The following is a 15,143-nucleotide window of genomic DNA, read 5'->3' on the forward strand; positions in this document are numbered from 1 at the left end:
ATAATGAAACTAGTCAACAAAGTATTACTTAACCGATCGACCTATTTTGTAACCGGGACTGATACGGATGTTGGAAAAACTGTATGTACTCGCGCATTATTGCAAGCTGCTAATAAACAAAATAAAACGACTATTGGCTATAAACCCATTTCAGCGGGCTGTGAATTAACAGATTCAGGTTTGCGTAACCAAGATGCCTTGATTTTACAAGCAAATAGCTCTGTCAACTTAGCTTATCAAGATGTCAATCCTATTGCTTTCAAGCAACCAATTGCGCCGCATATAGCAGCTATAGAAAATGAATCTTTTATAGATATCGATATTATTGATAATGGATTACAACATTTACAATCCATGAACAGTGATTTGGTTTTTGTAGAAGGGGCGGGTGGCTGGCATTTACCGATTAATAATCAGCGACTATTATCAGATTGGGTAATACAAAAGCAGTTACCTGTGATATTAGTAGTCGGGCTTAAATTAGGCTGTTTAAATCATGCATTGTTAACTGCTAAAGCGATTGAACAAAGTGGATTAGTTATTGCTGGTTGGATTGCTAATCATTTACAACCTGAGATGCCCTATGTTGTAGACAATATAGAGACATTAAAAACCATGGTTAATGCACCTCTCTTAGCTGAAATTAAATACATGAATGATATTGAATCCATGGATTTAGCTGAGTTTGTTGATGTGACCTTTATCTAAAAAATATTTATCCGACGCATTTTATGACTGTTTTATCTTTAATAGCCATTTTTTCCAAGGTAAAGGCATCATAGGGATTACAATTAATAAAATGCCAAGTCCGGTTAATAAGTCAGGTATTTCATCAAACCAAATAATACCAAACAAAGTGACAAAGGCTAAACCGGAATATTCTGCTAAAGCAATATGACTCACATCCGCTTTTTTATAGGCAATCACAACTAACGCATGATAACCCAAAACAAAAACGTTAATCGCTACAATCCATAATAGATTGACGATTGATATTGTTTGCCAATTAAATAACGATAATATTAAGGCCAAAGGCAATGTCATTGCAGTTGTCCAGAATAATGTTGAAATCAAATGCTGACCAGTGGGTATTCGGCGAATAAATACATTACAAAATGCTAAAGTTAGTGCACTGCCTAATGCAATAATTGCAGCCCAATGAAATTGCTCTGGTCTCAGTACAATCAATACTCCGATAAAGCCAATACCTGTTGCGATATATTTACTTAAAGGGGGTGTTTCTTTAAGGATTAAAATTGACATTGGCAGCATCATTAAAGGAGCAACATAAAACATTGCGTTTGCTGTTGCTAAAGTGAGGTGTGTAATAGCCACCATCGCACAGGCGCTACCACCAACAATAAATTGTGCCCGCCAAAAGGTAATTTGATCACAGCCATCTTTATATTTTTTGGGGGGTAATCTCAACCATAGCGGTGTAATGAACAATAAACTAATCACCTGACGTATAAAAACATACTGAAAAGTAGGCACTTCACCATTAAGCACTTTTAGGGACACATCAGATAAAGAGGCTAATAAATTAGCTAATATCAGTAATAAAATAGCTTGTGTGACTGACTTTTGTTGCATAGGTGATACATCAATGGGTGAATAAAATGGTGATGCATTATACTCAATTAGACTTATTCAACTAGTGTTATTTGTATGACTTATCTATTTTTAACTTAGCGTTGAGGTGAGCAAAGGAGTTGATTTGAATGCGTGACTGCTGTGTATTTAGCTTGTCACGCACTTTTCTTTCTAAAGGGGCTTTTAAGAAAGGAGAATTAGCGAGTAGATTAATTAATAAAGTAGGCTGTAGAGTTTACGTCGGTATTCAGACACCAATGCTTTATCATCGGTGGTTTCTAATATATCCAACATAATTTTTTTGGCTTCACCATTGTCGTAACCCAGATCTGTTGAAAGCACAGTATATAGAAGATTGAGAGCTTCCTTGTAACGCTTTACTAGCTGATACTGTAATGCTAATTGGTATTGTACACTTGGTAGGACTTGCGCAGTGTCTAATGCCTTCTCTAATGCTGTTATTTCAGGCGTCTGAGATGATTGTTCAGTGGCTGCTAACTCTGATATCAAACTATGATAAAGCATACTTTGATCGGCTTCTGGAATAATTGTTAGAATTGGTTTAGCATTTTCAAACTCACCAAGAGCCAAATAAACCTGCGCTAAAGCCAATTTTATTTGACTGTCTTGTTCATTTAACGTCTGTGCTTGGAGTAATGTCTCTTTTGCTTCAACTAATTCACCTTTTGCGAATAACGTTTGGGCATCAGTTAAAAGTGATAATGCAGGATCTGGTAAATGCTTTTTAATCAATTCATTTAGAAACTCTGGCGTTTGTTCGCCTGCAAATCCATCTACACCTTGCCCATTAACAAACATGTAGGCTGTAGGGACACTTTTAATCTCAAAATGTTGAGTGATTTGATGTTCAGTATCACAGTTAACTCTAGCAAGTGTAAATCCATTGCCATAGTCATGTTGTAGCTGGATAAGTGCTGGTAATAGTGTGTTACAAATATTACATTGGCTAGACCAAAATACGACAAGCACAGGTTTGTTTTTTGAACCTTCTGCTACCACAGTTTGAAAGTCTTGAGCAGTGATGTCGAAGATATCTGCTTGCATATTTACCTCATTGATTTTAAAAGTTGTCATAATAATACGTGAAGATTGAAACTCATCAAGCTTTAAGGTGTCTCTATTCAATACTCAAGGTCAATAAAGAAATAGTGAGTAAGAATACAAGTAATATTTTATAAATCATCAAATTACAGCACACTGTTTTGTCTCTATAACAACTTGCTGCAATTAAAGGTTAATAAATCAGCAATTAACGTTTGTATTGTAAGAAACTCATGAATATTTGAATTGAGCGTGAATCTGTTGGTTTTTCTTCTTGTTTTTAAAGGCTTGCAAAAGTAACATTACACGCTCAATAAAAGGAGCATTTACATGTTAACAGGTAGTATTGTAGCACTCGTGACACCAATGGATCAGACTGGCGAAATTGATTATATTGCATTGAAAGAACTCGTAGAGTTTCATATAAAATCAAAGACGGCAGCCATTGTAGCAGTAGGTACGTCAGGAGAATCAGCAACGTTCAGTGTTGATGACCATGTTAAAGTAGTTGAGCGAACGATTGCTTATGCTGCTGGGCGTATTCCTGTTATTGCAGGTAATGGTGCTAATTCAACATCAGAAGCGATTGCATTAAGTAAACTTTTCATTAACAGTGGTATTGTTGCTGGATTAAATGTGACTCCTTATTACAATAAACCAACGCAAGAAGGTTTATACCAACACTATAAAGCGATTGCAGAATCTTGTGAATTACCACAAATTTTGTATAACGTACCAGGTCGAACTGCAGTTGACATGTTGCCAGAAACGGTTGCACGCCTCGCAAAATTACCAAACATCATTGGTATTAAAGAAGCGACAGGTGATCTGCAACGTTTAGCTGATATTAAAGCAATTGTTCCTGAAGACTTCTTACTTTACAGCGGTGACGACGCAACAGGTTGTGAATTTATGCTACAAGGTGGTCATGGTGTTATTTCTGTGTCGACTAATATTGCCCCTGTAGAAATGGCTCAAATGTGTGACCATGCACTTGCTGGTGAAAATCAACAAGCATTGGCAATTAACAAACAATTAATGCCAATCCATACTAATTTATATCATGAAGCGAATCCAATCCCAGTTAAATGGGCTTGTGCGGAACTGGGTTTAATTCCAACTCCTACATTACGCTTACCATTGACCACATTATCAGAACAATTCCATCCAGTTGTTCGTAATGCATTAATTGAAGCAAAACTACTTTCATGAATAGACAAAAAGCATTAACCCAAATCGCCAGTGTTGTTATTTTAGCGACAGTTGTCACAGGTTGTACGCGTTTCGAAAAAAGAACACAGGCGAGTGGTGAGTTTGATTATCAAAATGTCGAATTAAAAGATAAATTTGATCATGGCGACATACCGCAAATTGAACAAAGAAGTGTCTTCGATATAAAACCGCTAACTGAAGACCAACAAACACTTGGTTTGATGGGGGAGGATGTAGACGTTCGTCCACCTGCTCAATTAATGCCAGTATTAGAAGGTGTTATTTTAGATTCAGGTAAATCGCAGACTAAAGTTTGGTTTAATACTTTTAAAGCAGATACTGACCACAGTAAAAAAGTTGAAGACTTAGTCCTGCAGTTCTTGGCTTATAAAAATGCAACGCCTACTATACAATCAGAATCACCTATTATTATTGACTCAGGTTTAGTAAAAAGTGAACGTACATATGGTAGCTTAAGTAAAAGCACGGTACTTGAAGAAGGGCAGTATCAATTAAAAATTGCTACTGCCCCTGATAACCACAGTGTATCTTTAACGGTTGATGTACAAAGTTATCAAGAAAAAAACGATGATTATCAAGTGCAAAACACCTTGCAAGCTCGTGCTAAACGTAATGTTGAAATTCGTTTTATCAATGAAATGTTACAATTTGCTAATATAAAACAACAATTAGAAGCAATACAAGCAACTGATAATAGTCCATTGCCGATAAAATTAGGCTTTGATGACAATCATCAAACAGCTTGGATTGTTGATGCGGAGTTTCTTGAAACATGGGCTAAATTACCTTCATTATTAAACCTAATGAGTTTCAAACTAGTTGATAGTGATAAAAATCTTGGCTATTTCCTTGCACGTTTTGTAGAGCAGGATACAGAGTACTGGCAAGAAAATAAACTTAACCCGATTACATTAGAGGGCGGAGAGTACTTTATTCAACTTGGTGAATTAGTGGGGGGAGATACTTCGATTACTTGGTTAGATGAAGATAAGAAACCATTAACTAATCAGCAAGTTACGGAGTTGTACCTCAGTATCACTGATAATGTACGTAGTGTTATTTTAGATAAAGATAGTCAAACAAAACCGCTTTAATTTATCGACTACCGTTATTTATTACTAAGCCTGAGTCATTGTTACTTAGGCTTTTTTTTATCTTCATTTTCTGCTTCGGCTGCTTCTCTTTCTTTAATTGCCTTTAATACATGGTCTGGTACTTTCATTTTTGCACTTTGTTTCAGTAATAAAATATTGCTAAGTATAATACCTAGTACTATAACAATGATAAATATAACCCATCCGATAGACATAACGTCACCATTTATTTTTAGAGGGTACAAAAAAGCAGGACCCAAGTCCTGCTGATGTTATCTCGATAACTTGCGTTTATCTAATACTAATCTATTAAATTGTATTGTTTGCGTAAAATATCGATGATCTCTTGTTTTGGATTATCTGATAATACAATTGGCTTACCAATAATTTTTTCAGCTATACCTGTGTATGTATTAGATATTTGCATCAGTACTTCTTCCGGTAATGCATTATCTTTAGCTAATGCTGCACGTTCAGGCATACGATCTTTATTTAATAGAATATCAGGATCTGGGAAGTGTTTTAATAGTAATTGACGAAAATCTTCTTTCGAATTTTCAATGATCTTACCTTCACGATAAGCTGCACCATCCCATATACGTGATGAATCAGGGGTACCCACTTCATCCATATAGATAAGTTTTTCATTACCAGCTTTATCTGTGACATAACCAAATTCAAATTTTGTATCAACAAAGATTTGATCCAACTTTGCTAATTCGGCGCTGATTAAATCAAAACCTTCTTTTAATAATTTCTCATAATCTGAAATGTGTTCTTTGGCCGTAAAGTTAAAAGCAGCAAAGTTGTCTTCGATATTTTTACGAGTTACGTTAACGTCATCAGCTTCTTGAACACCTGGGATCCCTTTTAGAATACCTTTAGAAGAAGGGGTGATTAATAACTCAGGCAATTTTGCGTTATTTTGTAAATTATTAGGAATAGTAATCCCACAGAACTCACGATCACCATTTGCATATGCACGCCACATAGAGCCGGTAATGTATTGACGAGCAATAGCTTCAATCATCACAGGGCGAGCTTTTTGTACAATCCAAATAAATGGATGTGGTATATCTAAAATATGGCTATCTGCTAAGCCTTGTTCTTTAAACAGTTTGAACCAATGATTTGAGATTGCATTTAATGCTGCCCCTTTACCAGGAACACCATTCATGCCTCCTTCACCGTGCCAAATGCAATCAAACGCTGAAATACGGTCACTGATAACCATGATTGCTAACGGTGCATCCGCAGCAACATCGTAACCTTTTTCTTCAATTAAACGTTTGCTATCTTCGGCGGTTAACCAATAAACTGAACGCACTTTACCACTGTGGACTGGCTGATCTGTACGAATTGGTAAGTCGTTGTTTACAGCTAATACTTTATCGGCAAGACTCATAAATATATCCTATAAAAAGTCAAAGTGAGCAGAAATTTCTGCAAGAAATGATAAGGCGCGAATAATAACAGATTCACTGTGAGTATTCATGCCAAAAAGCCGTTATATCAGTATAATAACGCTTTTCTATATTATTTCTATGTCGATCAAAATGAACAAGGGTGTGGCTGAATGAGTAAAGGTTTTACTTGTAAACAATTCCATATTAATACAGAACAATGTGGAATGCCTGTGAGTACAGATGGAATATTACTTGGTGCGTGGGCTAATATTTTACAATCAGACAGTATTTTAGATATTGGTTGTGGAGCTGGCTTATTAAGTATTATGTGTGCTCAACGTAACGCTTATGCATCTATAATAGGTCTTGATATTGAGCAAAATGCAATTAAAGCAGCCATTGAAAACGTTAATCAAACACCTTGGAATGAACGTATAACGATCAAGCATCAATCTTTACGATCATTTGTTGAAGGTCACCTCAATACTCAACCTAGCATCAACTCCGAGATTTCATCGATTATTTGTAATCCTCCTTATTTTAATAGTGGCGAACATTCGTTTAATACACAACGCGCATTAGCACGACATACTTCCAGTTTATCCCATTACAATTTACTAAATGATTGTCATCAAGTCTTAAAATTAGGTGGAACAGCCAGTTTTATTTTACCGGCGAAGGAGGGATTAGCCATGATAGATTTATTAGGTGAGGTAAACGAAAAATTTGAAACGTTTTTAAGTTTGTCTAGGCTAACCATGGTTCATACCAAGCAAAATAAACCAGTCACTCGTTTATTAATAGAGCTCACTAAACATAAATCTAACCTTTTGATTAACGTTACAAAAAACAGCTTAATTATTCATGAAGGTGGTAACTACAGTACTGATTTTGTTGAATTAACTAAGGCATTTTATTTAAAAATGTAAGGTAGAAAGTGCCACAAATTGCCTAAATTATATCAAGAGGTATAGTAACATTGCTCAATAATTAAAAAACTGTCGGTGCTCTGGTCCAGCACTAAAGCTGCTTATTTTATTAACATGCTTAACTGCTTTCCAATGTGCGACTTGTTGGCCTTGATTGACATGTGGAAAGGCATTTTTATCAGATACTTTAATGCTTAAAAAATCACATAACAATCGGTAACTTGACTGTTGGCTAATATCAATTGATAGAAAATCAGAACGGTCAGAAAAATACGCTAACACAGCTTGTTGGTGACGCTGATAACAATTTGTAAGATGCGTTTCAGTGAGCAATTGTGAATGAGTTAATTCGAAGGTTTCCTCAAAGGAGCGTTTTAAGACCGGGCTAAAATTGCCATTTTTTAAACCAAGCTCGGGAAGCATTCTAGTCAACAGACGTTGCATAGAGGGTAACCAAACGTTTAAGTTTCTTGTCAAATATATAAAACGTGCATCAGGAAATAGTTTATCTAACTCTTGGTAGTCAGAAAAACACGGGCAATCAGTAACCACTTCCGCTAAATTAAAGGCTTGTTTTGTGAAAGCGGTATGAGCCACTTTATACCCCAAACTCAAGAACGCGACACTAATACTCGTTGTACCCGTTCGAGGTAACCCAATAATAAATATTTTACTCAATGTTTTACCCGTTCTTAATAGATGAACTATCGCTTACTGTATCGACTTATCCTCAAAGTATAACAGTTGCATTGTTTAATAGTTCGATATCAAAAAAGAGAATATAAAAAAGGACTCTACTTATAGTGAGTACATGACCCATATAAGTAGATAATCTATTAATATTACAAACTAATTAGCTTAGGTTTACGCATTAAGAATTGAATGCATAGATTCAATGAGCAGGTTTGCCATCTCGTCATATGAATCAGACATAATACCCTCTGAGAAATGACCTTGGTCATTATCAAAGTACTGGCCATTATGTGTAAGCATTTTAGGAGATAGAGCGATTTTAGTAATAATATCTGCACCAATATTTAAATCGCTACCGGCAATACCAAAACCTTCCCTTACCATTTTACTTGCTAGTAATGAGCCCGGGTTAACCGAAATACATACTGGGTTACCTTCGGTTTTACTGAAAGTAGCACTCCATAAACGAATCGCTAATTTACTTTGAGAATAAGCTTGCATATGGTCTAAATCAACCTTACCTAATAAAGCATCAATATTTACTGGTGATTGTGCTGCTGAAGATAAGTTCACAATCCGCCCATTAGTACCTAATATTGATGAAAGTGCTTCACTTAAATAGAAAGGGGCGATGGTATTAACCATGAATCGGACATCTAAGCCTTGGGCATTTTTAGTTTCACTAGTTTTAAACACGCCTGCGTTATTAATTAAAACATCAATACTATCGTATTTTTCTAAAATATCTTTAGCGAGTTTTTTTACATCATCAAGATCTGATAGATCAGCTAAAAAGCTATCAACCGATGCTGTATCAGATAATGCTAATAACTGTTGTTTGCTTGATGCTAACTTTTCACTGTTACGTCCATGAATGATTAAATGATGGCCTAAGTTGATTAGTTTTTTCGCTGTTTCGAAACCAATACCATCTGTTGTGCCTGTCATTAAAATTGTTTTACACATGACCATACTCCTTAAATTAAAATGCTAACGCATATATGATGAGTTAGCATGTTGCGAAAGTTAACAATTAGATTTCTACAACGACTTTACCCATACCTTGACCACTAGTAAGGCGAGCATATGCGTCTCCTACTTGCTCAAAAGAATAATGGTTTTCATCCAAGACCGGTGTTAAACCACCAGCTTCAACTATATTAGTTAAATTAGCTAAGATAATGCCGTGCTCTTCACGTTTCGTATTGTGCAGCATTGGGATCAGCATAAACACTACATGCAGTGACAAACCTTTCATATGTGCTGGTAATAAATCAAGCGATAACATAGAGGTCGTTGTTGCGATTTGTCCGTTTATTGCCGCTGCTTCAAATGAGTTTGATAAGTTATCACCACCAACAGAGTCAAAAATAATATCAAACCCTTTAGCATCAGTATGCTTTTCAACATAATCAGCTACTTTTTCTGATTTATAATCGATACCTGTTGCGCCTAGTTTTTCTATAAGTGCAATTTGCTTGTCGCCACCACCTGTAGAATAGACATCACTTCCAAAGTACTTAGCGAGTTGAACTGCAACATGACCAACGCCACCTGAACCACCATGCACTAGAACTTTTTTTCCAGCAGAAATATGCGCACGTTGTAAACCTTCGTAAGCCGTAATTGCTACTAGAGGTAATGCGGCAGCTTCACGCATTGATAAATTTTTAGGTTTAAGCGCAATTAAATTTGCATCTGCAAGCATGTACTCTGCTAACGCACCCGGTAAGTTTGCTAAACCACCAGCACAACCATAAACTTCGTCGCCTACTTTATAATTTTCTACATCTTCACCTATTTCAGTAATAGTACCGGCAAAATCCATACCCAATAAAGCAGGCAAGGCAGGAGATAATCCAGCTAATGTTTCCCCCATAGTTTTAATCATAGTATCGACAGTATTTACACTACTTGCAGATACTTTCAGAACAACATGTCCTGCTTTTACTGTTGGTTTTGCAATCTCTGCTTGTTCAAACACAGCTTGCTCGCCATAACTATTCAATATCATTGCTTTCATCATTTCACCCTTTATTGGTAGATACTTGGTAAGTGAAAGAAGTATATTATCTAATGACATAGTTGATAATATGGCAATATAATGAATCACTTTATATTTTTATTTGATAATAGGTTGGTCTAAGTTGAATATTGAACATTTAAAACTCTTTGTACGCATTGCTAACACAAATAACATTAGTGCAGCTGGTGAGGCCTTGGGATTATCTGCTGCAGTAGCGAGCAATCATATTAATAAGCTAGAAGCATCGTTAAAAGTTAGATTGATTCATCGAACCACACGTAAAGTTTCATTAACTGAAGAAGGTAAAGCTTTTTTACCTTATGCTGAAGATGTCATTGCTAGCGTATTATCCGCGCAAGCTTCTTTAGGTAATGAAGCAAATATATTGCAAGGTCGATTACGAGTATCTGCGCCCGCGTCATTTGGTAAAATACATTTGATTCCAGCATTAACGGCCTTCCTAAAAGCTCACCCTCAGTTAATCATTGATTTGAAATTATCAGATTCTATTGTTGACCTCGTTGAAGGTGGGTTTGACATTGCGATTAGAAACTCAAAACTAAAAGACTCTAGTTTAATTGCTCGAAAATTAACTAACGATCAACGCATTATTTGTGCTTCTCCTGATTATTTACAAAAACATGGTGTACCAACACATCCTGAGCAATTAAAACAACATCAATGTTTAACCTTAACCGGACTCGATCATTGGGTTTTCGATGATAAGGGTAAAGAATTTAACATAAAAGTAAAAGGCAACCTAAGTGCTGATAATGGCGAAGCTATAAGAGATGCTTGTATCAATGGTTTAGGAATTACTGTTTGTTCAAAGTGGATTGCCCATCAACAATTAAGTGATGGCACACTGGTAGAAATTTTGCGTGATTACCCGTTAACCAGCGATACTTCTATTTGGGCAATTTACCCAAGTTCTCGCCAAGTTGCGCCTAAAGTCAGGGTATTTATTGATTACTGTAAAGAACATTTTCAAAAAAATAGTAACTGGTAAATGTAATTTTTTAACTAACTCATTAATATTTATAAGTTATTTTGTGTAATTTTTATACTTAAATCTGAAAGTTGTAGTATAAAAACATTTTTAAAGTTGACTTTGTGAAGTCAAGCATTGCTAGATTTAAGTTAAATGTTAATGTTCTTCGGTTACACATACTTAACAAATTCATAACAAGAAAATGTATAAAAATGAGGTTATCACAATGAATAAAACTTTAAAAAATGGAATCCTAGGGTTAGCGTGTTTATTCTCTTTTAATGCACTTGCTGAAAACTACACAATAGGGACAGGTAGTCAGAGTGGGACTTATTATCCATTAGGTGGGATTTTAGCTAAAATTTGGAGTGAAAACATTGATGACTTCGATATGCGTGCTGAAGTAACAGCTGCTTCTGTAGAAAATACGATTAAAGTCGCTGCCAAAAAGCAACTTGCAGGTATTGCAATGGGTAATGTTGTTTTACAAGCGAGTGAAGGTGTGAAACCTTTCCCGCGTAAAATGGATGTTGCACCGTTGTTCGCACTGTATCCAAATGTAGTGCAATTTATTGTACCTGCAGATTCAGATATTAAATCAATTAAAGATTTAAAAGGTAAAAAAGTATCGCTAGGTGCACCAGGTTCAGGTACACGTGTGAGTTCAACTAATATATTAGCGGCGTTAGGCATTAATGATAGTGATATTGAAGCTCAATCTTTGAATTATACGGCAACCACAAATGCGATTGCAGCAGGTCAAATTGATGCTGGGGCCATTGTGGGAAGCGTTGGTGTTGGTGCTATCACTGAACTTGCTTTTACCAATAAAATTCGTATTTTATCTTTTACAGCAGATGAGTTAAAAGCTGTTTCTGAGAACAATGCGTCTTATCAAGCAATAGATGTTCCGGCGGAAAGTTATAAAGGTGTAAATGCATTTAGCGCTCCAGCCGTTTGGAATATTCTAGTGGTTAATAAAAACATGGATACAGACTTAGCGTATCAAATGACCAAGGTTGCTTTTGAGCACATGGATGAAATAAACCAGGTAATTAGTGTGACTAAGTTTACCACTATAGAAAATATGAATAAGTTAGAAGGTGTCGATCTACACCCTGGCTCAATGAAATATTTGAAAGAAAAAATGCAATAAAATCGATGGCATTAACTGATGCCATAGAGTAAAAATAAATACTGCAGCTAGTGATTAGTTGCAGTTTTTTTGGTTTTACGACCTTCATAAAATAACCAAAACCCCAATTATTAACAACCTGATTACTTTCTGTTTAATAAAAAATGCAATGTTTATCAGATATATTGAACTGTAAATTAATAAGCTATACCGATTTGATGACACAAAGGATTGGTATTAAATTTTCGCTTCGGAGTAAAGCATGACAGAATCAACAACTCGCTGGTGTTCAGACAAACTAGTTTTAATTGCTGCATTAGCAGCTATTTCTCTTTCTGTATTTCAAATCTGGCTGGGTATTACCGCTGACTTATCTGCCCCTGTGTTTAGACCTATCCATTTGAGCTGGGTACTTATTTTGGTCTTTTTAACCTTACCCTTAATCAAGTCTGAAAAATCGACGGCTATTTATCTACTTGGGCGTATCTTTGATATTATTTGTATTACAGCCATTGCATGGGCTTCTTATAAGATCGTCTCTTTTGATTACGATGACATTATGTTCTTAATGGATGGATTAACCTTCTTAGATCAACTTTCTGGGTTAATTATTATGGTGTTATTGCTTGAAGCAACACGCCGTACAGTAGGAATGGTGATGGTGATCATTGCTGCATTATTCCTTGCTTATGCTATTTTTGGTAACTATTTACCTGGTTCAATCGCCAGCAAAGGGTTTTCAATTGAAGAGATTGTACGATTTCATATCTTTTCTACCAACGGTATCTATGGAGCACCCTTAGCGATTGCTGCAGGTGTGGTATTTATCTTTGTGCTATTCGGTGCTTTTTTACAAGTAACAGGCGCAGGTAAGTTCTTTATTGATGCATCATTTTCATTAGCTGGTAAATATCGAGGTGGTCCAGCGAAAGCCAGTGTATTAGCTTCAGCTGCACTAGGTTCAATTTCTGGGTCTGCGATTGCAAATACAGTAACCACAGGTGCATTGACAATCCCAATGATGAAAAAGCTGGGTTATAAATCTGAACAAGCAGCTGGAATAGAAGCGGCTGCATCAACAGGTGGACAAATTATGCCGCCGGTAATGGGAGCGGGTGCCTTTGTAATGGCACAGTTTACTGGTATTCCTTATAGTGAAATTCTTTTAGTGTCTATTGCGCCAGCTATTTTATATTTCGGGTGCACCTTGCTTTACGTTCATTTAATGGCTTGTAAACTCGGGCTTAAAGGCATGGATGTTACACAGAAAATATCCGTCGTATTGAAAGATGGATGGCACTTTTTGGTACCTCTAATATTGATAACCAGTTTATTATTAATGAGCTATTCACCTATTTTAGTTGGTATTACTGGTTGTGTAGCAATCTTAGTCGCTGCAATGTGTCGTAAACATAGCCGAATTACTGTTTCAGTTTTTTTTGAAGGGATGAAAGAAGGTGCAATTCTAGCGCTTCCAATTAGTGTTGCTTGTGGTACTGCCGGTATTGTTGTTGGTGTTGTTGGTCAAACAGGCATTGGGCTTCAATTTACACAATTTTTAATGGCGCTATCGGGTGGATATCTTTGGTCTGTTTTAGGTTTAATTGCCATTGCAGCAGTTATTCTTGGCATGGGATTACCCGTTACTGCGGCTTATATTGTGTTATCAATTATGGCGGTGCCAAGTCTAACAGAACTAGGTGTCGGTTTATTAGCAGCACATATGATCGTATTCTGGCTTTCACAAACCTCTAATGTAACCCCTCCAATTGCACTTGCAGCTTTTGCTGCCGCAGGTATTGCCAATACGTCTCCAATGAAATCCGCAGTGCAAGCCTTTAAGTTAGCACAAGGGTTCTTCATTATTCCTATCATGATGGCTTTCTCAGGATTAATTTGGATGGAAGGTGAAAATATAGACTTCGCTGTTGCGATTGTATTAACGATTGGATTAATCGTTGCTTTTGCCGGTTGCATAGAAGGGCGTTTAGCTACCAAGTTACCTGTAGTTTATCGAATACTTTTATTGGTCTCTGCTTTTGCTATGTTAGTACATTACCCGTACATTAATGTCATTGGATTAGTGCTGATTGTGATGATCACACTGCTTAATATACGCACATCAAAAAGCGAGAGAGTATTAACCAGCGAAGAAGTATAAATAGTAGACAAATTTTTTTAAAGTAAGTTAAGCTGTTGTAAAGTTAATAAATGTTACCTAATGCAGCTTAACTTATTGATTTATGATCTCATAACCCCATCTTAACGTAAGAGTAGTTAACATTAATATGCCACAGGGCATGAATAAATAATGACATCAAAAAAGGAGTTTTTATGAAATATAAATTGTTAGCAACGACTTTTCTAGCCAGTTTTTTTTCTACTTACGCTTCAGCGATTGAAGTTAAACTAACTGATTCAACATGGGATGGCGTTAAGATACCAGAAGGACAACAATGTCAGAAGTTTGGTGGACAAAACCCGATGACGCCGGCATTACAGGTTTCATCAATTCCTGCGGGTTCAGACACTCTTGTGTTAGCTTACAGTGATAGAGACTCAGAAAAAATGAATAACGGTGGTCATGGGATCATGAGTTATCAAATTGATTCGACATCATCAACTGTTTCAATTCCAAAAGTACCAGGTCACTCTTATAATTTGCCTGAAAAATTTACCATGATCGAAGCACACCGTAGCCCTGGTTGGGATAAAGAAGGAGCTTACATGCCTCCATGCTCAGGTGCAAAAGATCATGCTTACTACGTTACAATCAAAGCAATGAAAGGTGATCAAGTCACTGCAACTACTGTACTTGAATTGGGTAATTATTAATTAATGTTTCATTAATCAATACAAAATATGCGTGGTCATTATAAATTCACTTTAAAGCAATTTTTAGTGAATTTTTTTTACCTCGCATTTGGTAACTTCAACGTTATTAACACTCATTAGATAATATCAAAACAACTTGAACGATC

At 36.1% G+C, this 15,143-nt stretch carries 15 protein-coding genes; 8 read left to right on the plus strand and 7 right to left on the minus strand.

The annotated features are described in order from the left end of the window. Nucleotides 1-3: 3 nt before the first annotated feature. On the plus strand, nt 4-708 hold the full coding sequence (gene bioD / locus OW492_RS02010) for a dethiobiotin synthase (RefSeq protein ID WP_290038079.1): 705 nt from the start codon (nt 4-6) through the stop codon (nt 706-708). Between the two features lie 21 nt (nt 709-729). On the opposite strand, the gene OW492_RS02015 is transcribed toward bioD, so the two are convergent. Further along, nucleotides 730-1,593: a DMT family transporter gene (locus tag OW492_RS02015; protein ID WP_290038080.1), complete on the minus strand. Its 864-nt coding sequence runs from the start codon at nt 1,591-1,593 to the stop codon at nt 730-732. Between the two features lie 213 nt (nt 1,594-1,806). Next, on the minus strand, nt 1,807-2,658 hold the full coding sequence (locus OW492_RS02020) for a tetratricopeptide repeat protein (RefSeq protein WP_290038081.1): 852 nt from the start codon (nt 2,656-2,658) through the stop codon (nt 1,807-1,809). A gap of 327 nt (nt 2,659-2,985) precedes the next feature. Between OW492_RS02020 and dapA the strand changes: the two genes are divergently transcribed. Together dapA and bamC are read left to right on the plus strand one after the other, a co-directional pair. Next, nucleotides 2,986-3,867, plus strand: a complete 882-nt coding sequence (dapA, locus tag OW492_RS02025; RefSeq protein WP_290038082.1) for a 4-hydroxy-tetrahydrodipicolinate synthase — start codon at nt 2,986-2,988, stop codon at nt 3,865-3,867. Then, on the plus strand, nt 3,864-4,982 hold the full coding sequence (gene bamC, locus OW492_RS02030) for an outer membrane protein assembly factor BamC (protein WP_290038083.1): 1,119 nt from the start codon (nt 3,864-3,866) through the stop codon (nt 4,980-4,982). Before dapA ends, bamC begins: the two co-directional genes overlap by 4 nt. 41 nt (nt 4,983-5,023) lie before the next feature. Here the strand turns inward: bamC and OW492_RS02035 are convergent, their stop codons facing one another. Together OW492_RS02035 and OW492_RS02040 are read right to left on the minus strand one after the other, a co-directional pair. Next, nucleotides 5,024-5,197 carry a DUF2897 family protein gene (locus OW492_RS02035; protein WP_290038084.1) on the minus strand — a complete coding sequence of 58 codons (174 nt, stop codon included), beginning with the start codon at nt 5,195-5,197 and terminating at the stop codon, nt 5,024-5,026. Between the two features lie 86 nt (nt 5,198-5,283). Next, a complete protein-coding gene (locus OW492_RS02040; RefSeq protein WP_290038085.1) occupies nt 5,284-6,387 on the minus strand; it encodes a phosphoribosylaminoimidazolesuccinocarboxamide synthase in 1,104 nt (367 codons plus the stop codon). A gap of 171 nt (nt 6,388-6,558) precedes the next feature. Here OW492_RS02040 and OW492_RS02045 point away from each other — a divergent pair, with 171 nt between their 5' ends. Next, a complete protein-coding gene (locus tag OW492_RS02045) occupies nt 6,559-7,317 on the plus strand; it encodes a methyltransferase (protein ID WP_290038086.1) in 759 nt (252 codons plus the stop codon). A 54-nt stretch (nt 7,318-7,371) separates the two neighbouring features. Here the strand turns inward: OW492_RS02045 and OW492_RS02050 are convergent, their stop codons facing one another. The 3 genes from OW492_RS02050 to OW492_RS02060 all read right to left on the minus strand — a co-directional run bounded on the left by OW492_RS02050 (nt 7,372) and on the right by OW492_RS02060 (nt 10,033). Next, nucleotides 7,372-7,995, minus strand: coding sequence for a sulfotransferase family protein (locus tag OW492_RS02050; RefSeq protein WP_290038087.1), 624 nt, complete (start codon nt 7,993-7,995; stop codon nt 7,372-7,374). A 186-nt stretch (nt 7,996-8,181) separates the two neighbouring features. Then, nucleotides 8,182-8,976 (minus strand): SDR family NAD(P)-dependent oxidoreductase, encoded by a 795-nt coding sequence (locus OW492_RS02055; protein ID WP_290038088.1) that lies wholly within the window; start codon nt 8,974-8,976, stop codon nt 8,182-8,184. 67 nt (nt 8,977-9,043) lie between these two features. After that, entirely contained in the window at nt 9,044-10,033 is a 990-nt protein-coding gene (locus OW492_RS02060; RefSeq protein WP_290038328.1) for a zinc-dependent alcohol dehydrogenase family protein, read from the minus strand. Between the two features lie 124 nt (nt 10,034-10,157). On the opposite strand from OW492_RS02060, the gene OW492_RS02065 reads away from it, so the two are divergent. From OW492_RS02065 to OW492_RS02080, 4 genes are all read left to right on the plus strand, one after another. Continuing rightward, on the plus strand, nt 10,158-11,045 hold the full coding sequence (locus OW492_RS02065; RefSeq protein WP_290038089.1) for a LysR family transcriptional regulator: 888 nt from the start codon (nt 10,158-10,160) through the stop codon (nt 11,043-11,045). Between the two features lie 208 nt (nt 11,046-11,253). Next, a complete protein-coding gene (locus OW492_RS02070; protein ID WP_290038090.1) occupies nt 11,254-12,183 on the plus strand; it encodes a TAXI family TRAP transporter solute-binding subunit in 930 nt (309 codons plus the stop codon). Between the two features lie 241 nt (nt 12,184-12,424). Further along, nucleotides 12,425-14,323 (plus strand): TRAP transporter fused permease subunit, encoded by a 1,899-nt coding sequence (locus tag OW492_RS02075; RefSeq protein ID WP_290038091.1) that lies wholly within the window; start codon nt 12,425-12,427, stop codon nt 14,321-14,323. 173 nt (nt 14,324-14,496) lie between these two features. Further along, nucleotides 14,497-14,997 (plus strand): hypothetical protein, encoded by a 501-nt coding sequence (locus OW492_RS02080; protein ID WP_290038092.1) that lies wholly within the window; start codon nt 14,497-14,499, stop codon nt 14,995-14,997. Nucleotides 14,998-15,143: the final 146 nt, after the last annotated feature.

The organism is Psychromonas sp. 14N.309.X.WAT.B.A12, assembly GCF_030397575.1.
Taxonomy (GTDB): domain Bacteria; phylum Pseudomonadota; class Gammaproteobacteria; order Enterobacterales; family Psychromonadaceae; genus Psychromonas.